21 protein-coding genes and 1 pseudogene are annotated in these 24,471 nt (G+C 74.1%); 17 read left to right on the plus strand and 5 right to left on the minus strand.

What is annotated here, in order from left to right:
* Nucleotides 1-418 precede the first annotated feature (418 nt).
* Together CRP39_RS27175 and CRP39_RS08050 are read right to left on the minus strand one after the other, a co-directional pair.
* Entirely contained in the window at nucleotides 419-568 is a 150-nt protein-coding gene (locus CRP39_RS27175; protein WP_216359643.1) for a hypothetical protein, read from the minus strand.
* A 13-nt stretch (nucleotides 569-581) separates the two neighbouring features.
* Nucleotides 582-938, minus strand: a complete 357-nt coding sequence (locus tag CRP39_RS08050; protein ID WP_097205820.1) for an ArsR/SmtB family transcription factor — start codon at nucleotides 936-938, stop codon at nucleotides 582-584.
* Nucleotides 939-1,067: 129 nt separating this feature from the next.
* Here CRP39_RS08050 and CRP39_RS08055 point away from each other — a divergent pair, with 129 nt between their 5' ends.
* From CRP39_RS08055 to CRP39_RS08085, 7 genes are all read left to right on the plus strand, one after another.
* On the plus strand, nucleotides 1,068-1,598 hold the full coding sequence (locus CRP39_RS08055) for an ArsI/CadI family heavy metal resistance metalloenzyme (RefSeq protein ID WP_097205821.1): 531 nt from the start codon (nucleotides 1,068-1,070) through the stop codon (nucleotides 1,596-1,598).
* Nucleotides 1,599-1,698: 100 nt separating this feature from the next.
* Nucleotides 1,699-2,184, plus strand: a complete 486-nt coding sequence (locus CRP39_RS08060; RefSeq protein ID WP_216359644.1) for a GNAT family N-acetyltransferase — start codon at nucleotides 1,699-1,701, stop codon at nucleotides 2,182-2,184.
* A gap of 186 nt (nucleotides 2,185-2,370) precedes the next feature.
* Nucleotides 2,371-2,745 carry an ArsR/SmtB family transcription factor gene (locus tag CRP39_RS08065; RefSeq protein ID WP_097205823.1) on the plus strand — a complete coding sequence of 125 codons (375 nt, stop codon included), beginning with the start codon at nucleotides 2,371-2,373 and terminating at the stop codon, nucleotides 2,743-2,745.
* Nucleotides 2,742-3,500 (plus strand): cation diffusion facilitator family transporter, encoded by a 759-nt coding sequence (locus tag CRP39_RS08070; protein ID WP_097205894.1) that lies wholly within the window; start codon nucleotides 2,742-2,744, stop codon nucleotides 3,498-3,500. Before CRP39_RS08065 ends, CRP39_RS08070 begins: the two co-directional genes overlap by 4 nt.
* Entirely contained in the window at nucleotides 3,497-4,126 is a 630-nt protein-coding gene (locus tag CRP39_RS08075) for a methyltransferase family protein (protein WP_097205824.1), read from the plus strand. The genes CRP39_RS08070 and CRP39_RS08075 overlap by 4 nt, the downstream gene beginning before the upstream one ends.
* A gap of 158 nt (nucleotides 4,127-4,284) precedes the next feature.
* Nucleotides 4,285-5,649, plus strand: coding sequence for an alpha/beta fold hydrolase (locus tag CRP39_RS08080; RefSeq protein ID WP_097205825.1), 1,365 nt, complete (start codon nucleotides 4,285-4,287; stop codon nucleotides 5,647-5,649).
* Nucleotides 5,650-5,866: 217 nt separating this feature from the next.
* Complete coding sequence (locus CRP39_RS08085) at nucleotides 5,867-6,802, plus strand: CPBP family intramembrane glutamic endopeptidase (RefSeq protein ID WP_097205826.1); 936 nt, start codon at nucleotides 5,867-5,869, stop codon at nucleotides 6,800-6,802.
* Nucleotides 6,803-6,973: 171 nt separating this feature from the next.
* Here CRP39_RS08085 and CRP39_RS08090 read toward each other — a convergent pair whose 3' ends face one another.
* A complete protein-coding gene (locus CRP39_RS08090) occupies nucleotides 6,974-10,213 on the minus strand; it encodes an AfsR/SARP family transcriptional regulator (protein WP_097205827.1) in 3,240 nt (1,079 codons plus the stop codon).
* A 175-nt stretch (nucleotides 10,214-10,388) separates the two neighbouring features.
* On the opposite strand from CRP39_RS08090, the gene CRP39_RS08095 reads away from it, so the two are divergent.
* From CRP39_RS08095 to CRP39_RS08140, 10 genes are all read left to right on the plus strand, one after another.
* Complete coding sequence (locus CRP39_RS08095; protein WP_172442334.1) at nucleotides 10,389-12,170, plus strand: multicopper oxidase family protein; 1,782 nt, start codon at nucleotides 10,389-10,391, stop codon at nucleotides 12,168-12,170.
* On the plus strand, nucleotides 12,167-12,871 hold the full coding sequence (locus CRP39_RS08100) for a DJ-1/PfpI family protein (RefSeq protein ID WP_097205829.1): 705 nt from the start codon (nucleotides 12,167-12,169) through the stop codon (nucleotides 12,869-12,871). The genes CRP39_RS08095 and CRP39_RS08100 overlap by 4 nt, the downstream gene beginning before the upstream one ends.
* Nucleotides 12,868-13,578, plus strand: a complete 711-nt coding sequence (locus CRP39_RS08105) for a DJ-1/PfpI family protein (protein WP_097205830.1) — start codon at nucleotides 12,868-12,870, stop codon at nucleotides 13,576-13,578. The genes CRP39_RS08100 and CRP39_RS08105 overlap by 4 nt, the downstream gene beginning before the upstream one ends.
* A 126-nt stretch (nucleotides 13,579-13,704) precedes the next feature.
* Nucleotides 13,705-14,400 (plus strand): DUF3159 domain-containing protein, encoded by a 696-nt coding sequence (locus CRP39_RS08110; RefSeq protein ID WP_097205831.1) that lies wholly within the window; start codon nucleotides 13,705-13,707, stop codon nucleotides 14,398-14,400.
* Nucleotides 14,401-14,786: 386 nt separating this feature from the next.
* Nucleotides 14,787-14,996, plus strand: coding sequence for a heavy-metal-associated domain-containing protein (locus CRP39_RS08115; protein WP_216359645.1), 210 nt, complete (start codon nucleotides 14,787-14,789; stop codon nucleotides 14,994-14,996).
* Nucleotides 14,997-15,074: 78 nt separating this feature from the next.
* Nucleotides 15,075-15,356 carry a metal-sensitive transcriptional regulator gene (locus CRP39_RS08120; RefSeq protein ID WP_097205832.1) on the plus strand — a complete coding sequence of 94 codons (282 nt, stop codon included), beginning with the start codon at nucleotides 15,075-15,077 and terminating at the stop codon, nucleotides 15,354-15,356.
* Nucleotides 15,357-15,371: 15 nt separating this feature from the next.
* Entirely contained in the window at nucleotides 15,372-16,376 is a 1,005-nt protein-coding gene (locus CRP39_RS08125) for a hypothetical protein (protein ID WP_097205833.1), read from the plus strand.
* A 49-nt stretch (nucleotides 16,377-16,425) separates the two neighbouring features.
* Complete coding sequence (locus tag CRP39_RS08130) at nucleotides 16,426-18,786, plus strand: heavy metal translocating P-type ATPase (RefSeq protein ID WP_245853671.1); 2,361 nt, start codon at nucleotides 16,426-16,428, stop codon at nucleotides 18,784-18,786.
* A gap of 175 nt (nucleotides 18,787-18,961) precedes the next feature.
* A complete protein-coding gene (locus CRP39_RS08135) occupies nucleotides 18,962-21,127 on the plus strand; it encodes a heavy metal translocating P-type ATPase (protein WP_097205896.1) in 2,166 nt (721 codons plus the stop codon).
* Nucleotides 21,128-21,388: 261 nt separating this feature from the next.
* On the plus strand, nucleotides 21,389-23,377 hold the full coding sequence (locus tag CRP39_RS08140) for a DUF6541 family protein (RefSeq protein ID WP_143426590.1): 1,989 nt from the start codon (nucleotides 21,389-21,391) through the stop codon (nucleotides 23,375-23,377).
* A gap of 7 nt (nucleotides 23,378-23,384) precedes the next feature.
* Here the strand turns inward: CRP39_RS08140 and CRP39_RS08145 are convergent, their stop codons facing one another.
* The gene (locus CRP39_RS08145; RefSeq protein WP_097205835.1) at nucleotides 23,385-24,206 is read right to left on the minus strand and encodes a DUF1028 domain-containing protein; all 822 of its coding nucleotides are present in this window, start codon (nucleotides 24,204-24,206) and stop codon (nucleotides 23,385-23,387) included.
* An 82-nt stretch (nucleotides 24,207-24,288) separates the two neighbouring features.
* Nucleotides 24,289-24,471 (minus strand): annotated as a pseudogene (locus tag CRP39_RS08150) (succinyl-CoA--3-ketoacid-CoA transferase); the annotation flags it as partial.

The raw sequence follows: 24,471 nt of genomic DNA on the forward strand, positions 1-24,471 counted from the left end.
AGCGTTTCCGCAGGTCCAGGCCATGAGAGGGCCCCTGCGGGGACGCCGGTGCCCGTCGCTCGGACGACCACCCGCTGCGGTGATCTCGGCACCCGACGGAATCGCGCGGCACGGTTGGTGTGACGCCTGTGCGAACAGCCGGCGGACCCGGGTGTCGAGGTCGTCGACGATGCGCCGCACGGTGTCGAGGTCCTGTCCCCTCGGGTCGGTGACCTCCCAGTCCTCGTACCGCGTGCCCGGCACGTACGGGCAGGCCTCTCCGCAGCTCAGCGTGATCTCCACGTCGCCGGCCTCGGCCAGCCCGTGGTCGAGCTTGGTCGGGGTGTGGTCGCCGACCGGCAGGCCCCGCTCCGCCAGCCCCTGCGCGACGACCGGGTTGACGGCGGGGCCGGGGTCGGTGGGGCCGGCGGCGGCGAGCTCACCGGCGACCGGAGCGGACCACGCCGGAGATGACCAGCAGCAGCGCGAAGGTGGCCAGCACCGCGCCGGTGATCAGCGCGTTCTCCAGCAGTTGCAGGTCGACGTCGTCCGGGGACAGCCACTGGGTGGCGATGCCGGAGCCGACCACGGTGGCGACCAGGTCAGCGGGTCGCCAGCGCGCCGCGCAGGGCCTCCAGCGCGGCGGGGACGACGGCGTACCAGACGTTGCGGCCGCGCTTCTCGCCGGTGGCCAGCCCGCTCTCGACCAGGATCCGCAGGTGGTGGCTGACGGTGCCCTGGGTGCGGCCGACCGGTTCGGTGAGGTCGCACACGCAGATCGCGCCGCCGTCGGCGGTGGCCAGTAGCGACAGCAGCTGCAGGCGCACCGGATCGCCCAGCGCGGCGAACTGCTTCGCCAGGGTCTTCGCGTCAGGCGCGGACAGCACCTCGGCGGTCAGCGGCGCGCAGCAGGCGGTCACCTCGGGCTGGTCGAGCACCGGCAGCTCGCGCACGGTCATCGGGTCGCTCTCCTCGTCGTCGTGGCCGCTCTCGCGAACCCATTGACAGCTGTCAATGGTAGCGGCACAGTGACTCATCAACAACCGTCAATGGTTTGAGCGTTCGTGCCAACGACCGGGAGGTCACCCATGTCCCGCATCCAGCTAGCCCTCAACGTCGACGACGTCGAGGCCGCCACCGCCTTCTACGCCAAGCTGTTCGGCACCGAGCCGGCCAAGACCCGGCCCGGGTACGCGAACTTCGCGATCGCCGACCCGCCGCTGAAGCTGGTGCTGCTGGAGAACCCCGGCACAGGCGGCACCCTGAACCACCTCGGCATCGAGGTGGCCGACGTCGAGACTGTCGACGCCGAGCAGACCCGCCTGGCCGCGGTCGGCCTGGCCTCGACCGAGGAGCGCGACTCCACCTGCTGCTACGCCGAGCAGACCAAGTTCTGGGTCGAGAACACCCCCGACGACGTGCGCTTCGAGATCTACACGGTCCTGGCCGACTCGCAGACGTTCTTCGGCGACGCCGCCCCCGCGGCCACCCGGACCGGCGGCGACACCACCCCTGCGCCGGCCTGCTGCACCCCCGCCGCCTCGGCGGAGACCCCCGAGCCCGCCGCCGGCGACTCGTCCACTTCCGCAACCCCGGCCGCCTCGCCCGCCTGCTGCTGACCCTGACATGGAGAACGACCATGACCACGCCCTACGTCGAGCTGCTCGCCGCCGACCGCGGCCGGGAGCTGCGTCGGGAGGGCGCCGCGCCCTGCTGCGCGTGATCACCACCCCGCGCGAGGTCCCGCCGGCGCTCGTCCGCAAGGCGACACCGGCGGACCTCGCCGTCATCTCTGACCTCCTCGCCGCCGCCGGGCTGCCGCTGGCCGGCCTGCACAACGCCGCGCACGTCCTGGTCGCCGACGCCGCCGGGACGCTCGCTGGCACCGTCGCGCTCGAGCGGCACGGCAGTGGGGACGCCACCGCCTTCTTGCTGCGGTCGGTCGCCGTGGCGCCGGCGTGGCGCGGGCGCGGTGTCGGCGCCACGCTCACCGCCGCGGCCCTGGCCCTGGTCGATGACGTCGGCGCCCCGGTCGGCCTGCTCACCGAGACCGCCGCCGGCTACTTCCCGCGGTTCGGCTTCACCCCGGTTGACCGCGACCAGCTGCCCGCGGCGCTGAGTGCCTCCGCTGAGCTGCGCGGCGCCTGCCCCGCCTCGGCCCACGCGCTGCTCCGCCCGGTCACCGACGCCACCGAGGGGAGGTGACCTGCCATGAACGACGAGTGCTGCGAGGGCTGCACCACCGAGGAGTGCGGCACCGGCTGCTGCTGACACCGCGACGACGACCCCCCGCTGCGCCGGAGCGGGGGGTCGTCGTGCATGGCGGGCCGCTGAACCCAGCTGCCCACTACGGGCGCTATCATCGGTTGCAAACGATGAAAGGCCGATGCTGTGGACACGACGACGACCCAGAACCGGGAGACCGGGCTGGACGAGGCGGCGGCGCTGTCGGCGGCCACCTGCCTGTTCCGCAGCCTGGGCGAGCCGGCCCGGCTGGCGATCGTGCGCCACCTGGCCCTCGGTGAGCACAAGGTCGTGGAGCTGACCCGCCATCTCGGCCTGGCCCAGTCGACGGTGTCGGCGCACCTGGCCTGCCTGAAGGACTGCGGCCTGGTGACCTCCCGCCCGCAGGGCCGGGCGTCGCTGTGGGCGCTGACCTCGACGCCGGAGGTCCTGGGGCTCTTGGCCGCCGCCGAGCGACTGCTGGCAGCCACCGGCGACGCGGTCACCCTGTGCCCGACGTACGGCGAGGCGGCGGCCCGGTGAGCGCCTCATCGACCGTCGCGTCCCCGACCGCGGCCCAGCGGGCCCACCTGGGTCGCCGCGCGCAGCTGCTGGCCGGCGCCAGCGTCACCTACAACATCGTCGAGGCGGTCATCGCGATCGCCGCCGGGGTGGTCGCCGGGTCGGTCGCGCTGGTCGGGTTCGGCCTGGACTCCGTCGTCGAGGTGTCCAGCGGCCTGATCATCCTGTGGCAGTTCCGCCACCGGATGCCGGAGACCCGGGAACGGCAGGCGCTGCGGCTGATGGCCTTCTCGTTCTTCACGCTGGCCGCCTACGTGGTGTTCGAGTCGGTGCGCGCCCTGTTCTTCGGCGGCGAGCCCGACGTCTCTCCGATCGGCATCGGCCTGGCGGCCGCGTCGCTGGTGATCATGCCGTTCCTGTCCTGGGCGCAGCGGCGCACCGGCAAGGCGTTGGGCTCCAACGCCGTCGTCGCCGACTCCACCCAGACCCTGCTGTGCACCTACCTGAGCGCGGTTCTCCTCGTCGGCCTGGTGCTCAACGCCACCCTCGGCTGGAGCTGGGCCGACCCGGTCGCCGGCCTGGTCATCGCCGCCGTGGCCGTCCGCGAGGGCCTCGAGGCGTGGCGAGGCGAGGGCTGCTGCGCTCCGCCCCGCCTCGGCGCGGACACCGACGGCGACGCCTGCGGCTGCGGGCCCGGCTGCACCGACGCGTGCTGCGCGCACGATGCGCCGGCACCGCAGACCCTGACCATCACGCCCGGGGAGCAGCTCCGATGACCACCGCCGCGCTCGTCCTCTACGTGCTCGCGCTCGTCGTCCTGTTCGGCGTGCGCTCGGCGGTGCAGCACCGCCGCACCGGGTCCACCGGCTTCAAGGGCATCTCCGGAACCCCGGCCGAGCCGGAGTGGTGGGGCGGTGTGCTGTTCGTCGTCGCGATGGTCGCGGGCCTGGCGGGGCCGTTGATGGCCGTCCTCGGCGTGACCCCGATCGATCCGCCGGCCGCGCTGCAGGCCGCCGGTCTGGTGGTCGCGCTGGCCGGGTTCGCCGCGACGCTGGCCGCCCAGACCGGCATGGGCGCCTCCTGGCGCATCGGCGTCGATTCGACCGAGCGCACCGAGCTGGTCACCTCGGGCCCGCTGTTCGGTGCGGTGCGCAACCCGATCTTCACCGCGATGGTCACCGCCCAGGCCGGGAACGTGCTGATGGTGCCCACCTGGGTCACCGTGGCCGCGCTGACCGCACTCGTGGCCGCGGTGCAGCTCCAGGTTCGGAGTGCCGAGGAGCCACACCTGCTCCGGGTGCACGGCGCGGCCTACGCCGACTACGCCGCTCGGACCGGCCGCTTCGTGCCCGGAATCGGCCGCCTGACCCGCGCCGCCGCCGGCGAGCGCGCCCCGGCCTGACCGGCGGCGACCGAGCCCCGCTGGGACCGACGTCTCGCCGCCTCCGTCGGTGCTGATGGTAGGACTGCCTGCCGTGGTCAGCGCATCGACAGCGCCACGACAGCGGGCTGCAGCAGCGTTCCCGGCAGCGTCATCCCACCCCGTCGAGAGGCCGCACGATGACCACAACCGCTGCGGCCGCCTCGGCGGCCGTGTCCACCGCCGGCCGCGGCACCCGCCGCGGCCACATCCGGCTGATCATCGCCGGATCGCTGCTCATCGGCCTGGTGCTGGCCGCCGTCCTGACCCTGATCGTGTTCGGCGGCGGATCCGAGGCCGTCCTCACCGGGTCGGCGCTGCTCGGCTTCGCGGCCGGCTGGGCGATGCTGGCGGGGCTCACCTCCCGGCGGACGACCCAGTCCCAGCGGTGGGCGTGGGTTCCGGCGGCCGCGCTGGGCGTCACCGCCGTGGGGCTGCTGGTGACGACTCCGGGCGACCGGGTGCTGACCGCCGCCGGCTGGGTGTGGCCGCCGCTGCTGCTCGCGCTCGCCGTGTGGATGGGGATCCGGGTGCGCCGCTCCCTGGCCGCCGGCAGCGGCCGCTGGCTGCTCTACCCCGTCGTGGCGGTGATGGCCGCCGCGGCCGTCGGCGGCGCCGTCGAGACCGTCGGCCTGGCCTCCGATCAGCGCAGCTACGCGATGCCCGGCCGGCTCTACGACGTCGGCGGCCACCGGCTGCACCTGAACTGCACGGGCTCCGGCGGCCCCACCGTCGTGCTGATGAGCGGGCTGGGTGGGTTCTCGACGGGCTGGGCCCGGATCGCGCCGCCCGTTGCGGGCACCACCCGGGTCTGCGCGTACGACCGCGCCGGGCAGGGCTGGAGCGAGGACACCCCCGAGGCGCAGGACGCGCTGGCCGTCGCCGCCGACTTGCACACCCTGCTGGCCCGCGCCGGCGAGCAGGGCCCGTACGTGCTGGTCGGGCACTCGATCGGTGGGGACCACGCGATGGTCTACGCCGACCGCTACCCCGAGCAGGTCGCCGGGATGGTCCTACTGGACGCCACCAACCCCTACGGGGCCACGGCCGACGGTGCGGCCCACGCCGGTCCGCCCAGCGCGGTCGCGATGCTGCCCAGCGTGGCGCGCCTCGGCGTCGGGCGGCTGCTGCCGACCTCCTTCTGGTCCGCCCTGCCCGAGCCGGCCGCGAGTCAGGTCCGGGCCTTCGGCGCCAGCCCGCGTGGGTGGCGCAACACCGTCGCCGAGTACACCACCCTGCCCGCGCTGCTCACCCAGGCCCAGGGGCTGTCCACCCTCGGCAGCGCGCCGCTGGTGGTGCTCACCGCCGCCGAACACGTCACCGATCCGGTCTGGGCGGACGCCCACAACCGGATGGCCGAGCTGTCGACGAACAGCAGCCAGCGCTCGGCGGACGCCTCGCACACCGGCCTGCTGGACGAGGAAGGCGGCGCCGCCGACTCCGCGAACGCCATCGACGACGTCGTGCAGGCCGTGCGCACCGGCACCAGCGTTCTGCCCGACTGACCGGCCGCAGCCACCAGCGCCGGGGCAGGTGGGCGTCGGCGGGATCGCCCTTCGACGGCCGGTAGCCGCGGGATCCGTCCCACGGCTACCGGCCGCCGCTGTCTGCCGTGATCAGCGCTTCGACAGCGCCGCGACAGCGGGCTCCAGCAGCGTTCCCGGCGCCGCACCACCGGTTCCGACAGCGTCTGAGCCGGGTCCCTCGCCGCGAAGGAGCGTCATGTACACCACCACGTACGACCGGTCCCAGCCGGACCCGACGCCGGCCCGGCCCGGCAGACCCGGCCTGGCTGGGTTCGTCCGCCGCCGTCCGCTGACCGCGTTCCTGGTGTGGTTCTCCACCGTCGGGCAGGCGCTGGTGTTCGCCCCGATCGTCGCGCGCGGCTACGGCGTCGACCTGCCGGCGCAGGTGTTCGTCGTCGCCAGCACCCTGACAGGGCTGCTGCTGCCGGCCGTCGTGATCACCCGGATCGTCGACGGGGCGGCCGGAGTGCGTCAGCTGTGGCGCCGGGCGGTCGACGTGTGGGTCTCGGCGCGCTGGTACGCCCTCGTCCTGGCCGGGATGCCGGCCCTGGCCACCGGGCTGGCGCTCGCGTTCTTCGGCGCGCCGACCGCAGCCCTGACCACCGGGGCGTTGGTGTCGGCGCTGGTGGCCGGGTTGCTGGTGCAGACGGTGGTGTCCCTGGTGCCGAACAACTGGGCCGAAGAAGTGGCCTGGATGGGCTTTGTCCAGGCCCGGCTGCAGACCCGCACCACCCCGATGCGCGCCGCGGCGCTGACCGCCCCGCTGTTCGCGCTGCAGCACGTCGCCCTGGTGGTCGGCAGTCCGCTGCCGATGGCGGTGGCGCTGATGGCGTTCCTGATCGTGGTCAACATCCCGATCCGGGCGCTGATGGGGTTCGCCTACAACCGCACCGGCAGCCTGTTCCTCGTCGGGCTGCTGCACGCGGCCGGCAACGGCGTCGCCGCGGGGAGCGGCTTCGGCGCCGGGTTCCTCGCCCAGCTCTATCCCGACCAGCCGTTCGCCTCGCTCATGCACCTGCTGGCCCTCGCCATGATCGGCCTGGTCGCCATCGCGGTGACCCGCGCCCGACTCGGTGCGTCTGGCCACCGGCCTACACCGGCCACCGTCCCGATGCCCGCCTCCGCGGCCTGACCGCCACCCGACGTCCCCGAGGAGCAGTGATGATCGAGAACCGCGACCTCACCAAGAGCTACGGCCGAACCGCGGCCCGCACCGCGCGGCGCTCGTCGGCGAGCTCGCCGAGGGCGGAGCTGACGAAGACCCGGATCCGCTGATCCGGCGTCCGGACGACCTCCCCGGTGTTCAGCGCTGAGCCGCGACTCCGTCCAGGTCACCGGCGACGGCATCGGGCCGGGACGCGCCGGCGTTGAACTCCGCGTCGAACTCCTGATCGCCGAGCTGCGCGCGGGCGCGGCGCTCGGCCCGTTCGGCGTCGGCCCGCTCGAGCCGCGATGCGGGGCGATGCCGCTTCTGCCGCCAGGCAGCCGCCGCGCCCAGCAGCCGAGCCGTGGCGGTGGCCTCGCCCCGTGCGGCGGCCACACAGGCCAGGCCCTCCAGTGCGGCGGCGTGTCCGGGTGCGGTCTGCCACGCACGGCGGTGGGAGAACTCGGCGCTGTCGAGATCGCCGCTCGCCTCGGCGACATGGCTGAGGCCGACCAGGGCTGCGGCGGTCCATTCCGTCTCGGTCAGCCCGGCCAGCAACTGCTGCGCGGCCGTGAACCGCTCGCGCGCGGCGGCCAGGTCACCGCGGTCGCGGGCGAGCAGCCCCTCGCCGACCGCGGCCCGCGGATTGCCGGCGGCGCCGAGCTGCTGGGCCACGGCGTGCGAGTCGGTGAACAGCTGCGCGGCTCGGTCGGGGTTGCCGAGCAGAAGGGTGACGTGGCCGGCACCGGCGAGCGCGTACTGGACGGTGTTCGCCGGTCCGACGTCCCGGACGCTGGCCAGCGCCCCCTCGTACATGGCCAGGGCCTCCTCGAGCCGAGCGGCGCGGTGCAGGGCCATGCCGAGGTGGAACTGGATGGCCGATACGCCCCACTGGTCGCCCAGCGCCCGGAAGGCCAGCAGCGCCCGGTGTCCGACCTCGGTGGCCGCGGTCAGGTCGCCGGTGCCGGCGTGCAGCTCCAGCCGGACGAAGTCCGCCAGCGCCGCGCACCAGGCGTCGCCGTCCCGGATGAACTCGCGGTCGGCCTGCTCGAGCAGCGCGAAGGCCCCCGCTGGGTCGTCGGCGCCGATGGCCTCGACGGCGAGCAGGGCGTCCGACAGCGCAGTGCCGAACTCCTCACCGAGCTCGCCGAACAGCGACCGGCTCTGCGCCGCCGCTGCGGCGCAGTCCGCGTCGGGGTGAACGATGCAGGCCCCGGGCCGGGCGGCGACGGCGAGGGACTGCAGCGCCCGCGCCCGCGCTACCGGGGACCCGGTCGGGGTGGCTTCGACCATCGCGGCGACCCGCTGGCCCCCGTCCGGGCGGGTGGCGAAGTACCAGTACCAGCCCAACGGCGCGACCAGCCGGAGTCCGGCATCGGGCTCGTCGGTCGCGTGGGCGGTGCACCAGGCCAGCGCGGCGTCGATGTCGTCGCGCTCGAGTGCCAGCCGGAGCAGCCACCGCGCCTGCCCGTCCCCGCGCAGGTCGGTCTCGGCGCGTTCGACCAGGTCGGTGAGGTGGCCGACGTGCGCCCGGGCAACCTCGTCGGCCTCGCCGGACTCGGCCAGCCGCTCGGCGGCGTACTGCCGGATGGTCTCCAGCAGGTGGTAGCGCGGCCCGGCGTCCCGGTCGGGGGTGGCGCGGTCGACCACGACCAGGGACCGGTCGACCAGCCGGCCCAGCAGGTCCACCAGCGCCGACGGCTCCAGCGGGTCGCTGCCGGCGACCGCCTGCATCGCCTCCAGCGTCCAGCTGCCGCGGAACACCGACAGCCGTCGCAGCAGCACCCGCTCTGGGTCGCTGAGCAGCTGGTAGCTCCAGTCCACGGTGGCGCGCAGGGTCCGCTGGCGCGCCTCCGCGGTCCGGGGACCGGTGGTGAGCAGCGCGAACCGGTCACCCATCCGCCGCGCGAGTTCGCCGACCGGGAGCGCCGCCACCCGGGCGGCGGCCAGCTCGATGGCCAGCGGCATCCCGTCGAGGTGCCGGCAGATGTCGGCGACCGCCGCCGCGTCCGCCTCGCCGCGGACGGCGAAGTCAGGCAGGGTGCCGCGGGCCCGGTCGAGGAAGAGCTGGGTGGCGGCGCTGGCGGTCAGCTCAGCCGGGTCGGCGGCCGCCGGCGGGACCGGCAGCGGGTCGATCGCGTACTGGACCTCGCCGCGGGCGGCCAGCGGTTCGCGGCTGGTGGCCAGCAGCCGCACGCCGGGGCAGGACTCCAGCAGCCGCTCGGCCAGCAGCGCGCAGGCGTCGGCGAGGTGTTCACAGTTGTCCAGCACCAGCAGCACCGAGCGGTCGCGCAGGTGCCCGAGCAGCTGCTCCTCCGCGGTCGTCGTCGCCACGTCCCGGATCTCCAACGCCGGCAGCACGGCCGAGGACACCTGCGCGGGGTCGGTGACCCCGGCCAGTCGGATGCATCCGACGCCGTCGCCGAACCCCGCGGCGACGGCGCGAGCGGCCTCCAGCGCAAGGCTGGTCTTGCCGACCCCCCCGGGACCGGTGACGGTGACCAGCCGCGCTCCTCGAAGCAGTTCGCGCACCCGATCCAGATCAGCCTCACGACCCAGGAACGACGTCAGCCGCGCCGGCAACCGGTGCGTCGGCGGAGTCGGAGCGGTCACCTCGGGGACGGCGATGGTCGGGGCCCGCGCGGGAGCCTGCAGGTCGAGACGCTGCTGGAGGATCGCCTCGTGCAGCTCGCGCAGCTCTGCGGCGGGCTCGAGGCCGAGCTCGGCGTCGAGGACGTCGCGGGCCCGGTGGTAGGCGGCGAGCGCGTCGGCCTGCCGGCCGGCGCGGTAGAGCGCGAGCATCAGCCGGGCGTGCAGCCGCTCCCGCAGCGGATGCGCCGCGGTGAGCTGCTCCAGCTCGCCGAGCACGTCGATGTGCCGGCCCGCGGCGAGCTCGAGGTCGATCAGTTCCTCCCGGGCGGCCAGCTGCAGCTCGTCCAGGCGGGCCGATTCCGGGCCGGCCCACGCGGCATCGGCGAACTCCGCCAGCGCCGGGCCGCGCCACAGCGCCAGCGCCTCGCGGTACCACCGGGCGGCGGTGGCCGGATCGGCGTCGGCGGCGGCACGCGCGGCCGCCACCTGGTCGGTGAAGCGCGGCGCGTCGACCCGATCACGGTCGACGTCGAGCAGGTAGCCCGGCGGACGGGTGACGACCAGCGCGCTGGGTGCGCCGGCGGCGGCCAGCGCCCGGCGGAGCTTGGACACCCGCACCTGCAGCGCGTTGCCCGGGTGGGCGGGCAGCCCCTCGCCCCACAGCGTGTCGACCAGAGTCGGAACGGCGACCACCCGGCCGGCCGACAGGGCCAGGAGTGCCAGCAGCTCCCGCTCACCGCCCCCGGGTAGCGACCGGACCTGCCCGTCGGCGACCACGTCGACCGGCCCGAGGACGCGGATCTCCATGCAGCGCCTCTCTCGGTACGGGTCCGTCTGGTCGAGGCGCCGATTCTGGTCCTCACGAGAAGGCGAGACAACGAGCCGTCGCGCAGGGAGGGGGCCGGCACGGTCAGCCGGCAGACAGCGTTCGGACAGCGCGGCCCGCGACGGTGAGAGCAATCGACCCGCCCAGGGAGACGCGATGATCTCGGTGCACGTGCCGGCGATGACCGCCCGGCAGGACGTCCGGGCGGTCAGCGCCACGATCAGCGACGTCCCGGGCGTGCAGATCCTCCAGGCAGACCTGGCCACCCGCACTGTCCAGGTGACCGGCCCGGTCGATCCGGCAGCGGTCACCGCGGCCGTCTCCGCCGCCGGCTACGCCGTCGCCCCGGCCACCGACGGCTCCCTGCGTACCGGCACCACCCGAACAGGAGGACGTCCCGTGGACACCTTCTTCTCCACCGACACCACCGGCCTGCCCGAGGCCACCCACTCACAGGTCCTCGACCTCGCCGACGGCGATCAGGTCCAGCTGAGCCTCGCACCGGTCGCCAAGCGGCTGGCAGGGACGACGGTGCGGATGCTGGCCTACAACGGCTCGATCCCCGGCCCGACGCTGCGCGTGCGGCAGGGCTCGGAGATCACCGTGCACGTCACCAACGACACCGATCTGGAGACGACCGTCCACTGGCACGGGCTCCGGCTGGACAGCAGCCAGGACGGCGTGCCAGGGATGACACAGGCGTCGATCCCGCCCGGCGGCGCGTTCACCTACCGGCTGCCCTTCGTCGACGCGGGGCTGTTCTGGTACCACCCGCACGTCCGGGAGGACTACACGCAGGAGATGGGCCTCTACGGCACCGTCCTCGTGGAGCCGGCGGAGCCGGACTACTGGCCGCCTGCCCACCGCGACGTCGTCCTCACCCTCGACGACGTGCTGCTCGAGGACGGCGCGATCGCCCCGTTCAGCCGCACGCAGACCGACTACGCGGCGATGGGCCGATACGGCAACCTGCTGCTCGTCGCCGGCGAGACCGCCCTGACGCTGACCGCGAAGACCGGTGAGGTCATGCGGCTGTGGCTGGTCAACACCGCCAACAGCCGCGTCTTCCGGGTGGCCCTGCCCGGAGCGCGCATGAAGCTCGTCGGCGGCGACAACGGCCGGGTCGAGCACGAGCAGTTCGTCGACGACGTGACCCTCGCCCCCTCGGAGCGCGCGGTGGTCGATGTCCTGGTGGACCGGGCGGGGGAGTACGTCCTCCTGCACCGCACTCCCGAGCACACCGACCGGCTCGCGGTGATCACCGTGACGGAGCATGCCGCGCAGCCACCCCTGGCCGCGGCGTTCGAGCAGCTGCGCTCCGCCCCGGAACTGGCCGCCGAGCGGGAGCAGCTCGACCGGTGGCTGGCCGCACCACCGGACAAGACCCTCGCCATCACGGCACAGATGGACATGGGCGACCACATGGACATGGGCGACCACATGGACATGGGCGACCACATGGACATGGACGACCACATGGACATGGGCCACGACATGTCCGGCAAGCAGGACGACGCCGGCGACGGGATCGAGTGGGAGGACCACATGGTCGCGATGAACCGGGCCATGACCTCCGCCACCATGCACTGGCAACTGCTGGACCGCACCGCTGGCCAGGACGCGCCTCCGACCGACTGGCGGTTCGCCGTCGGCGACCGGGTCAAGCTGCGGGTGGTCAACGAGCGGGACTCCGACCACCCGATGCACCACCCGTTCCACATCCACGGAGCTGGGCGCTTCCTCGTCCTCGCGCGCGACGGGGCGCCGGAGCCCGACCTGGTGTGGAAGGACACCGTGCTCATCCCCACCGGGCAGGCCGTCGACCTGCTCTTCGACGTCACCCACCCGGGGCGCTGGATGGCGCACTGCCACATCGCCGAGCACATGCACAGCGGGATGGTGTTCACCTTCACCGTCACGCCGGCGGCGACGTCATGACCGCCCGGACCCGGCGGCGGGAGAAGCAGTTGCTGGCATTCGCCGTGTACCCGGGCGTGACGCCGCTGGACCTGATCGGACCGCTGACCGTCCTGCGCAACCTGACCGGCACGAGGTACCGCACCGTCGTCGTCGGCGACCGCACGGACAGGCTGCCCACCGACACCGCGCTACAGGTCGTCCCGGCCGCTTCGTTCGCCGAGGTGCCCGCGCCGTTCGCGGTCATCGTGCCCGGCGGTGGGCCGGCGACGGTCGGGGCGATGGCCGATGAGGCGCTCGTCGGCTACGTCCGCACCGCGGCGGCGACCGCGCAGCTGGTCGGCGCCACCGGCAACGGCGCGCTGGTGCTCGCCGCCGCCGGCCTGCTCATCGGTCGCCGGGCCGCGGTCCACTGGGCCTACGCCGAGCAACTGGAGAAGGCCGGCGCCACATGGGCGCGGGAACCGTGGGTGGAGGACGGGCGGTTCCTCACCGCCGCCGGTGGGGCGGCCGGCATCGACGCGATGCTGGCCCTGCTCGCCCGGTTGAAGGACCGCTCGTCCGCGCTGCTGGCGCAGCTGTTCATGGAGTACGACCCCTCGCCGCCGCTCGGGCCGCTCGGCCCGGACCGCGGCGATCCCGACCTGGCGGTGCGGCTGCGCACCCCGCGGCCCCGCGCCGGCCGCTCCGAAGACCACGCAGAGCCGAGGCGAACGCCATGACCGCCGCCGACAGCAGCGCCACGACCATCGCGGTCGTGCTCTACCCCGGGCTCACCGCCCTGGACCTGGTCGGCCCGCTGCAGGTGCTCACCGAGCTCGAGCGGTTCGCGCCGCGGTACCGCACCGTGGTCGTCGGCGCCCACCCCGACCCGATGGCCACCGACCTCCCGCTCCAGCTGACCGCCGACCGGACCTTCGCCGAGGTCCCGCACCCGGAGGTACTCGTCGTCCCCGGCGGCCGGATCGGCACCCTTCGGGCGATGCGCGACCCCGGTGTGCGCGCCTACGTGCGCACCGCGGCCGCCTCCGCCGACGTCGTCGGGTCGGTGTGCACCGGTTCGCTCATACTGGGCGCGGTCGGCCTCCTCCGGGGCCGCCACGCCACCACCAACTGGTTCTTCGCCGGGGTGCTGAAGCCGCTGGGGGCCACCTACCACCGGCAGCGGTGGATCGAGGACGGCAACGTCACCATGGCCGCCGGGGTGTCGGCAGGCATCGACTGGGCGCTGCACCTGGTCGCCCGCCTCACCGACGAGGCCACCGCCCGCCGCGTGCAGCTGGCGCTGGACTACGACCCGCAACCGCCCTTCGGCGGCATCGACTGGGCCCACATCCCGCCGGTTCCGCGCGCCATGCGCGGCGCGATCGGACTGCTCGCGCCACTGATCGCCACCAAGCCCGAGCGCCTGACCCGGGCCGGCGCCTGACTCCACCGCAGGCTCCCGGGCCCGCGCCTGACACGGCTCGCGCAAGCGGGTGGACAGCGCCACGACAGGACGCCCGCCGACTGTGGGGACGTACCACCACACGCCTCGGCCGGAGAGAAGGCACCGATGAGCCTCACCGACACCGCGCCCCGCACCGGGACGACGCCCCCCACCGACGCTCCGTCCGCGGCGGCGGCACCACCCAGCGGCCTTCCCCCCGCGCTCGGCGGGACCCGCGGCCTCGTCGACGGCGGCCTGCCCCCGCTGCTCTTCGTCGCCGTGAACGCCGTCGCCGGCGCGCAGACCACGCGGCCGACGGCCCTGGCCGCGGCGATCGGCGCGGCCGCCACGACCGGCCTGGGCATCGTCGCGCTGCGACTGATCCGCAGGGAGTCACTGCGTCAGGCCCTGGGCGGGCTGGCCGGCCTCACCGTCGCCGTGCTGTTCGCCGCCGGCTCCGGCGAGGCCCGCGGGTTCTTCCTGCCCGGCATCCTCGTCGACGCCGCCTACGGGGCCGTCTTCGCCGGCTCCGCCCTGATCGGCTATCCGCTGGTCGGCACCCTCTACGGCTGGCTCTACCGGCGGCGCGACTGGCGCGACGATCCACGCCTGCGCCGGCTGTTCGTCCTCGCCACCTTCGGCTGGTCGGCGGTGTTCGCCGTGCGCGCCGGCGTGCAGGCGTTGCTGTACCGGGAGGACCTGCCCGGGCTGCTCGCCGTCGGCAAGCTGCTGCTGGGCTGGCCGCTGACCCTCGCCGCCGTGGCGCTCACCCTCGCCGCCGTCGGTCGCGCCACCCGTCGCTCGGCCGCCGCAGCCGCATGAACGGCCGTAGCCGCTACGGCGGCCACACGGGCTGTCCCGCGGCGTCGTCCACGAGCCCCACGGTCCCGAAGGGCGGCCGGGTCGATCCGACCGAGGACTACTCCAGCAGGTGTGCCGGGGGAGCTACTCGCCTCGCTGCCATCGTGGGAGCCCCCGTGGGTGCCTGGACGACGAATCCATCGGGGTCCTGATCCTCACGAGGGCCTCCCGAGGCGAGATGCGCGTCGGCGCACGCACGCGCGGGCTCGGTGGACTTCGTCAGCCCGCCGGACGCACGCCGCGGCTCGCTGGACGAATCCGTCCACTGCTTGCGGAATGTACCCGGTAGGGGTATTACTTGTACCAGGTACCACTAGGGGGTATCTAGCCGTGAGAGGAGAGGTGTCGTGACGAGCACCGAGTACACCGTCCGAGGAATGACCTGTGGGCACTGCGCCAGCGCGGTGACCGAGGAGGTCACCAAGATCCCGGGCGTCACCGACGTCGACGTCGACGTGGCCGGCGGCCGCGTCACCGTCCGCAGCACCGGTCCCGTGCCCGACGACGCGGTGGCTGCCGCCGTCGACGAGGCCGGCTACGAGGTCGTCACCGGCTGACCGGCATCCCCGGCGGGGCGCCGGCTGCCCGGTGCCCCGCCTCCCGATCCGTCCCACCTCACGAGGAGAACGACAGACATGGCCGGCTACAGCCACGACAAGGACGAGCACCTCAAGCGCCTGCGCCGCATCGAGGGCCAGATCCGCGGCCTGCAGCGCATGGTCGAGGACGACCAGTACTGCATCGACATCCTGACCCAGGTCTCCGCGGCGACCCGCGCCCTGCAGTCCTTCTCCCTCGGCCTGCTCGATGAGCACCTGGCCGGCTGCGTGGTGGACGCCGCGCAGAAGGGCGGCTCGGAGGCCGACGCGAAGGTCCGCGAGGCCTCCGAGGCGATCGCCCGCCTCGTCCGCTCCTGACCCGGAGAACCTGCGATGAACACACCCGCCAAGCTCGGCGCCTACACGCTCGGGCTGGTCGCCGTCCTCGGCGCGGCCGCCGGCCTCGGTTCGGTGGTCGGACCCGTCGGCGCGGCCGCTGACGACACGGCCGGCCACGACACCGCTCCCCACGGCGAGACGCCCGCAGAGTCCCCGATGGACACCAGCGCACAGGCATCCGCCGCCGGTACCCACCTGCCTGGCGGCCTGCAGGTCTCCGAGAACGGCTACACCCTCGACGCCGCCGGCTCCCTGCCGGCCGGCGCGACCACCTCGGTGTCGTTCCGGGTCCTCGGCCCCGACGGGCAGCCGGTGACCGCCTACGACACCGCCCACGACGAGGACCTGCACCTGATCGCGGTCCGCCGGGACCTCACCGGCTACCAGCACGTGCACCCCGACCTCGCCGCGGACGGCACCTGGTCGATCCCGCTGGACCTGACCGCCGGCAGCTGGCGGCTGTTCGCCGACTTCGACCCCGCCGGCCCCGACGAGCCGCTCGTCCTGGGCGCCGACGTCGCCGTCGCCGGCGACCACACCCCTCAGCCGCTGCCCGAGCCCTCCACCACGGCCGAGGTCGACGGGTACACCGTCACCCTCGACGGGCAACTGGTCCCGGGCCAGGAGTCGGAGCTCACCCTGTCGGTCAGCCGGGACGGCCGGCCGGTCACCGACCTGCAGCCCTACCTCGCCGCCTACGGGCACCTGGTCGCCCTGCGCGACGGCGACCTGGCCTACCTGCACGTGCACCCGGCCGGCGAGCCCGGCGACGGCACCACCGCACCTGGGCCCGACGTCACCTTCTACGCCACCGCACCCTCTGCCGGGGAGTACCGGCTGTTCCTGGACTTCCAGCACGGCGACGTCGTGCGCACCGCCGAGTTCACGGTCCGCGCCGGCGACACCGCCGCGGCCACCAGCGCCGGCGGCACCACGGCGACTCCCGGCCCGACCGACGGTGGCAGCGGCCACGTCGACGACGGCCACGGACACGGCTGAGGCGACGCCCTCCCGATCCCATCCCCAGCAGTCTCGAAGGAAGAAGACGATGAGCTCCGCGATCGAGCGCACGACCCCCCCGGCCGCGGCCGGCGGCGGCCAGGTCGAGTTGGCGATCGGCGGGATGACGTGCGCCTCGTGCGCCGCCCGCATCGAGAAGAAGCTCAACAAGCTCGACGGCGTCACCGCCACGGTCAACTACGCCACCGAGAAGGCGAAGGTCACCTTCAGCGGCGAGGTCACGCCTGCCGACCTGATCGCGACGGTGGAGAAGACCGGCTACACCGCGCACCTGCCCGAGCCCCCGCGGCCCCGTCCCGAGGCTCACCCCGAACCTGCGAGGGGTGAGGAGGACGGGGTCCTCCTACTGCGGCAGCGGCTCCTGATCTCGGCCGTCCTGACCGTCCCGGTGGTGGCGATGGCGATGGTCCCGGCGCTGCAGGTCACCTACTGGCAGTGGCTGTCGCTCACCCTGGCCGCGCCGGTGGTGGTCTGGGGTGCGTGGCCGTTCCACAAGGCGGCCTGGACCAACCTGCGCCACGGCGCGGCCACGATGGACACGCTCATCTCGATGGGCACCATCGCCGCGTTGGCCTGGTCGCTGTACGCGCTGTTCCTCGGCACCGCCGGCGAGCCGGGCATGACGCACCCGTTCGAGCTGACCATCGCGCGCAGCGACGGCGCGGGGAACATCTACCTCGAGGCCGCGGCCGGGGTGACCACGTTCATCCTCGCCGGCCGGTATTTCGAGGCCCGCTCCAAGCGCCGCGCCGGCGCCGCCCTGCGTGCCCTGCTCGAGCTCGGCGCGAAGGAGGTCTCGGTGCTGCGCGGCGGCGCCGAGCACCGCATCCCGACCGACCAGCTGGCCATCGACGACCTGTTCGTCGTCCGTCCCGGCGAGAAGATCGCCACCGACGGCGTGATCACCGAGGGCGCCTCCGCGGTCGACGCCTCGATGCTCACCGGCGAGTCCGTGCCGGTCGAGGTCGGCCCCGGCGACGCCGTCGTGGGCGCCACCGTCAACGCCGGCGGCCGGCTGGTCGTGCGGGCCACCCGCATCGGCGCCGACACCCAGCTGGCGCAGACGGCCCGGCTGGTCGAGGACGCCCAGAACGGCAAGGCCGAGGTGCAGCGCCTCGCCGACCGCATCTCGGGCATCTTCGTCCCGATCGTCATCGCCCTGGCCGTCGGCACCCTCGGCTTCTGGCTGGGTGCCGGTGGCGGGCTGGCCGCCGCGTTCACCGCCGCGGTCGCCGTGCTGATCATCGCCTGCCCGTGCGCGCTCGGACTGGCCACGCCGACCGCCCTCATGGTCGGCACCGGCCGCGGTGCCCAGCTGGGCATCCTGATCAAGGGCCCCGAGGTTCTGGAGAACACCCGCACGGTCGACACCGTCGTGCTGGACAAGACCGGCACCGTCACCACCGGTCGGATGACCCTGCTCGACGTCGTCGTCGCTCCCGGCGAGGACCGCGCGCGGGTGCTGCGGCTGGCCGGCGCGCTGGAGGACGCCTCCGAGCACCCCATCGCCCAGGCCATCGCCAAGGGCGCCACCGAGCAGGTCGGCGACCTGCCGGCCGTCGAGGGCTTCACCAACGTGGAGGGCCTCGGCGTGCAGGGCGTCGTCGACGGGCACGCGGTGCTCGTCGGCCGCACCCGGCTGCTGGAGGACTGGTCGGTGCACCTGAGCGCCGACCTGGAGCGGGCGAAGGCCGCGGCCGAGGCCGAGGGCAGGACCGCGGTCGCGGTCGGCTGGGACGGCGCCGCCCGCGGCGTCCTCGTGGTCGCCGACGCCATCAAGGAGACCTCCGCCGAGGCCATCCACCAGCTGCGCGCCCTGGGCCTGACCCCGGTGCTGCTCACCGGCGACAACGCCACCGTCGCCCGGTCCGTCGCCGACGCGGTCGGCATCGACGAGGTGATCGCCGAGGTGCTGCCGGCCGACAAGGTCGCCGTCGTCCAGCGGCTGCAGGCCGAGGGCAAGGTCGTGGCGATGGTCGGCGACGGCGTCAACGACGCCGCCGCACTCGCCCAGGCCGACCTCGGCCTGGCGATGGGCACCGGCACCGACGTGGCCATCGAGGCCAGCGATCTCACCCTGGTCCGCGGTGACCTGCGCGCTGCCGCGGACGCCATCCGGCTGTCCCGCAGGACGCTGGGCACCATCAGGGGCAACCTGTTCTGGGCGTTCGCCTACAACGTGGCCGCCCTGCCGCTGGCCGCCGCCGGGCTGCTCAACCCGATGCTCGCCGGTGCCGCGATGGCGTTCTCCTCGGTGTTCGTCGTGGCCAACAGCCTGCGGCTGCGCAGCTTCAGGACCGCGAACGACCCGGCCGCCCCCTCCGTGCGCACCGGTGGCGGCGTCGACACCCCGGGTACCTCACCGCGGGAGACCGTTGCCGCGCGGTGACCGGCCGCACCCATCAGCTCGCCGAGACACGCAGGGAAGGAGGTCGGCAGCAATGGCCGACCACACGAGCCGCCCCGGTGGCCCGCATCCAGGACACGACGGCGCGGTCCAGTCGGAACACGACCACAGCTCCACCCATGGGCAGGGCATGCCCGACGCGGAGGGTGCGAGCGGCATGGGTTCGGAGGTCGAGGATCCGCTGACCGCGGCGGCTTCCCCCGGCTCCGATGACCACGACTCGATGCCGGCCCGCCACGACGGTGGTCATGGCGGCGCGGACCCCGGCGGCCATGCCGGGCACTCCGGGCACGGTGACCACGTCGGGATGTTCCGGCGGCTGTTCTGGATCATGCTGGCGTTGGCGGTTCCCACGGTGCTGCTCAGCGCGATGTTCGCCTCGATCGTCGGCTACTCGCTGCCCGACGTCCCTGGCCTGACGTGGGTCGCCCCGGTGCTCGGCACCGTGATGTACGTCTGGGGCGGCCGCCCCTTCCTCACGGGTGCGGTCGGTGAGGTCCGGACCCGCAAGCCGGGGATGATGCTGCTGATCGGCATGGCCATCACCGTGGCCTTCGTCGCCTCCTGGGGCGCCAGCCTGGGGGTGCTCTCCCACGAGCTGGAGTTCTGGTGGGAGCTGGCCCTGCTGATCGTCATCATGCTGCTCGGCCACTGGATCGAGATGCGGTCGCTGGCCCAGACCTCCTCCGCGTTGGACTCGCTGGCCGCGCTCCTGCCCGATGAGGCGGAGCGAGTCGACGGCGACCGCGTCGTGACCGTCGCCCCCGCCGACCTGGCCACGGACGACGTGGTCATCGTCCGTCCGGGCGGGCGCGTACCCGCCGACGGGGAGATCGTCGACGGCACCGCCGACGTGGACGAGTCCATGATCACCGGTGAGTCGCGGCCCGTGCGCCGGGCTCCGGGGGACTCGGTGGTCGCGGGGACCGTCGCCACCGACACCGCGATCCGGGTCAGGGTCACCGCCGTCGGCGACGACACCGCCCTCGCCGGCATCCAGCGGCTGGTCGCCGAGGCGCAGTCCTCCTCCACGCGCGCGCAGTTGCTCGCGGACAAGGCGGCCGGCTGGCTGTTCTGGTTCGCCCTCGTCGTCGCGGCGATCACAGCGGTCGTCTGGTCCGCCTACGGCGCCCCGGAGAGCGCCCTCACCCGCGTCATCACCGTCCTGGTCATCGCCTGCCCGCACGCCCTGGGCCTCGCCATCCCGCTGGTCGTCGCCATCTCCACCGAGCGGGCCGCCCGGGGCGGCGTCCTCGTCAAGGACCGCGCTGCGCTGGAGCGCATGCGCAGCATCGACACCGTGCTGTTCGACAAGACCGGCACGCTGACCAGGGGCGAGCCGGCCGTGGAGCACGTCGCGACCACCGGTGCGCCCGAGGCGGAGGTCATTGCGATGGCCGCCGCCGCGGAGGCCGACAGTGAGCACCCGCTCGCCCGGGCCATCGTCGCCGCAGCCCGGCACCGGGGTCTGAGGATCTCGCCGGCCACGGACTTCAGGGCATCGGCCGCTGTCGGTGTGACCGCGCAGGTCGACGGTCACACCGTGGCCGTCGGTGGCCCGCATCTGCTGGCCGAGTACGGCCTGCAGCCGCTGCCCGCCGCGCAGGTGTGGGCCGAGGCAGGCGCGACGGTGCTGCACGTGCTCCTCGACGGTGCCATCGCCGGAGCCCTCGCGCTGGCCGACGAGATCCGGCCGGAGTCGCGCGAGGCGGTCGACGCGCTGCACGCCCTCGGCGTCGAGGTCGTGATGATCACCGGGGACGCCGAGCCGGTCGCTCGCGCGGTGGCTGCCGAGCTCGGCATCGACCAGGTGTTCGCGGGTGTGCGGCCGGAGGACAAGAGCGAGAAGGTCGCCGGACTCCAGCGGCAGGGGCGGGCGGTGGCCATGGTCGGGGACGGGGTCAACGACGCCCCAGCCCTGGCCCAGGCCGACGTGGGCATCGCCATCGGCGCCGGCACCGACGTCGCCATCGCCTCGGCCGGCGTCATCCTCGCCTCCGACGACCCCCGCTCGGTCCTCTCGGTCATCCGGCTCTCCCGGGCCGGCTACCGCAAGATGGAGCAGAACCTCTGGTGGGCCGCCGGGTACAACCTGATCTCGGTGCCTCTGGCAGCCGGGGTCCTGGCCCCGATCGGGTTCGTCCTCCCCATGGAGGTCGGTGCGCTGCTGATGTCCCTGTCCACCGTGGTGGTCGCTCTCAACGCCCAGCTCCTGCGGCGGCTCGACCTCAGCCCCGAGGCCGGTGTCGCTGTGGCGGGGGAGAGCCGGCCGAGGACTGGCCGGCCGGCTGACAGGGAACCTGCCGCAGCCGCTCGCCCGTGAGCAGGGCCTGCCACACCGGGGAGCAACCCGAGGGGCCGGCAGCTCGAGCAGCCGGCCCCTCGTCGCGGTCGGCGTCAGCCCTGGGCCGCCTTCTTGCCCGGCGGCCGCCGGCAGTGGCCGCCCAGGCCGCTCGGGCGCGAACGGAGCCGGCGGGCCCCGGCTGGTGGCACGGCGCACTGTGTCCTCCGGCCGACTCTGCGTGACATTGACCTACGCTGGATCGGCCGTGTCCACGGACGTGTGGACCGAGAAGCCTGGACGGTGCTTGACCTGAACGTGTTCCTGACGCTCGCTGTGGCCGTGCTGCTCCTGGTCCTCCCGGGGTTGCTGCTGTCGCTGTCCCTGCGGATGCGGGGGTGGGCGGCTCTGGCGGCTTCGCCCCTTCTCACGTTCGGCCTCGTGCTGATCGGCATCCTCGTGGTCGGCCTCCTGGGCCTGGACTGGACGCCGTGGAGCGCGGGCGCCGTGGCGGCGGTCGTGGTCGCCGGCGTCGCCGCGGGGACGGCCTGGCGCGCGCGTCGTCGTCCCGCGGAGGTGGGGGCCCCCGGGGACCGACCGGACGACGGGGGCCGGCTCTGGGCGGTGCTGGCCGGCGTCGGCACGCTCGTCGGTGCGGCGATCGGGTTCCGCACCGTGGTCGTGGGCACCGGCGGCCTGGCCAGCCCGAACCAGGGCTTCGACGCGCTGTTCCACGTCAACCTGGTCGAGACGATCACCCGCACCGGACAGGTCGGCCCGACGGTGGCCGGGGAGCTCAACGGCTATCCCGAAGGTGCCTCGGTGTATCCCGACGCGCTGCACGCGATGGCCTCGCTGGTCGACCAGTTCGACGGGACGAGCCTCACCAGCATCAACGCGCTCATGGCGTGCATCCCGCTGGTGGCGGGGCTCGGCCTGGTGGGCCTGCTGCGGGAGCTCGGGCTCTTCCGGGCCGCCGCGGTCGCGCCGATCACGCTGGCCGCCACGACCGGGTACCCGTTCGACCTCATCTGGCGGGGCCCGATCTGGGTCTTCGTCTTCGGGATCACGTTCGTCCCGGCGTTCCTCGTCCTGCTGCTGCGCACGCTGGAGCGGCGGGACGTCGCGCTCACGGCGACCTTCGGCGTGTCCACCGCCGCACTGGCCCTCATCCACCCGAGCGCGGCGCTGTCGGCGGCCGTCTTCGGCGCCTGCCTGGTGGTCGGACGGTGGGTGCAGCGCACCAGCCCCGTGGGGCGGGACCTCCTCGTGCTGCTGCCGGCGGCAGTGCTGGCGGCGGTCCTCGCCCTCCCCCTGATCGGGAAGGCCCTCGTCGACACCAGCGGCGGCACCGTCGTCGACTGGCCGGCCGTGCAGTCCGCGGGCGAGGCCCTCGGCGAACTCCTGCTCTACAACTACGACAGCGAGTACCCCCAGCTGTGGCTGGCGGTCCCGGCCCTCGTCGGCATCGCCGTCGGCTGGCGCACCCGCGGGCTGCGGTGGTGGTACGCCGCGACCGGCATCGTGCTCGTGCTCTGCATCCTGGCGGCCGCGTACGAGGGCCCGCTGGTGCAGCTGCTCACCGGCCCGTGGTGGAACGACCGGTTCCGCTTCGAGGGGCTGGTGTTCCTCGGGCTGGCCGTCTTCGCCGCGATCGGCGTCGTGCAGATCGGCGGCCTGGTCGGTGCCCTGCTGCACACGGTGAGCGCCCGGCTGGGGGACCGGGTCGCGGTGCTCCGGACATCGGCGGTGGCGGTCGGGGTCGTCGTCGTGGTGGTGCTCATGGGGGTCCTCAGCGGGTTCTACGTGCAGGAGAACCGGGAGCGGATGGAGACCGCTTACGTCCCCGGGGGTGGAGGCGCGGTGTCCACCGTCGACGTGACGGCGTTTCGGGTGCTCGGGGACCTCGCCGGTCGAGGACCCGTGTTGAACGACCCGAACGACGGGTCGGCGTGGATGTGGTCGCTGGGCGGTGTCCAGCCGGTGTTCGGCGCGGCGTTGACCAAGCCGGTGAAGCCGCCGCTGCCAGACGACAGGCAGGTGGTGGTCGACGGGCTCAACTGCCTGGACTCCAGTGAGCGCGTGCGCGAGGCCGTGGAGGACCTCGGCGTGCGGTACGTCTACTCCTCGGAGGCCACCATCCTGGGCGGCCTCACCCCCAACGAAGGCTTCCGCGACCTCGCGTCGGTGGCCTCGCTGCGACCGGTGTACGAGCAGGACGGCGCGACGATCTACGAGATCGACCCCGTGCCGTTGCAGGAGTCGCCGGACGGGTCCTGCGGGCTGAGCTGACCGGCTCTCACCCGAGCAGTCGCGAGACGCCCGCCAACCGGGAGTCCCCGGCCATCGCCGCCAGCCAGGCGGACCAGCCGGGCCGGGCACGCATCGCCTCCAGCGCGATGCGGGCGCCGGCCCGGTCGCCCCGTTGCGAGGCGGCCAGGGCCGCGTACAGGTCACGGGCCCCCTCGGGGGCGAACAGCGCCAGGTGTTCGTAGTCGCGCTCGGCGTAGGCCCGCTGCAGGTTGCGCAGCATCCGCAGCTGCGCCACGGGGGCGCCGGAGTCGTCGACCCGCAGGTCCATCCGCACGCCGTCGTCCTCGTCGGTGGCGGGGGAGCCGCTGACCACGAGCAGCGCCGCGGACTGCCGGCCGCGCACGTCCCCGCCGGCGTCCTGCCCGGCGGTCAGGGCGGCCAGCAGCCGGTCCGGCAGGTCTCCACGGGCGGCGGTGAACGCCCGGGCCATCGCCGGCAGCACCTCCGGGGAGGCGAGCATGTTGCCCTGGACGCTCATCCCGTCGCCGAGCAGGTGCCCGCTGACGGGGAAGGACCCGCGCCCGGTGTCGGCGGCCACCCGGCCGGCGGGATCGAGGACGGCGACCTGCCGGTCGGCGTCCTCGGCGGAGTGCGCGGCCCGCTTCACCAGGTCGGCGGGGGTGGCCCCCTCCTCGAGGCCGTGCAGCAGGGACGGCCCGAGCCCGCGCCGGCTGCGCGCCTGCACCGCGACCACGCCCACACCCGGCCGGGCGGTGGGCACCGCCCGGCCGACGGCGAGGATGCACGAGGAGACGGCGATGCCCAGGTCGCCCGTCATCGGATCGCGCGCGATGACCGAGAAGGTCACCGGACCTCCTCGCCGGCGCCCCACGGCCCCGTCCCGGGTTCCGCCCTGAGCCTGCGAAGGGTGGGGAGGACGGGGTCCTTTCTCACACCCCGACCGGGAACCGCATCTCGCGGACGTCGTCGCCGATGGTGAGGGGGGCGCCGGTGTTGTCGGCGACCTCCTCGGGGGAAACGCCGGGGGCGGTCTCGCGCAGGGTGAAGCCGTCGGCGGTGACGTCGATGACGGCGAGGTCGGTGATGACCCGGTTCACACACGCCCGCCCGGT

It is taken from the genome of Geodermatophilus sabuli (assembly GCF_900215145.1).
GTDB lineage: Bacteria > Actinomycetota > Actinomycetes > Mycobacteriales > Geodermatophilaceae > Geodermatophilus > Geodermatophilus sabuli.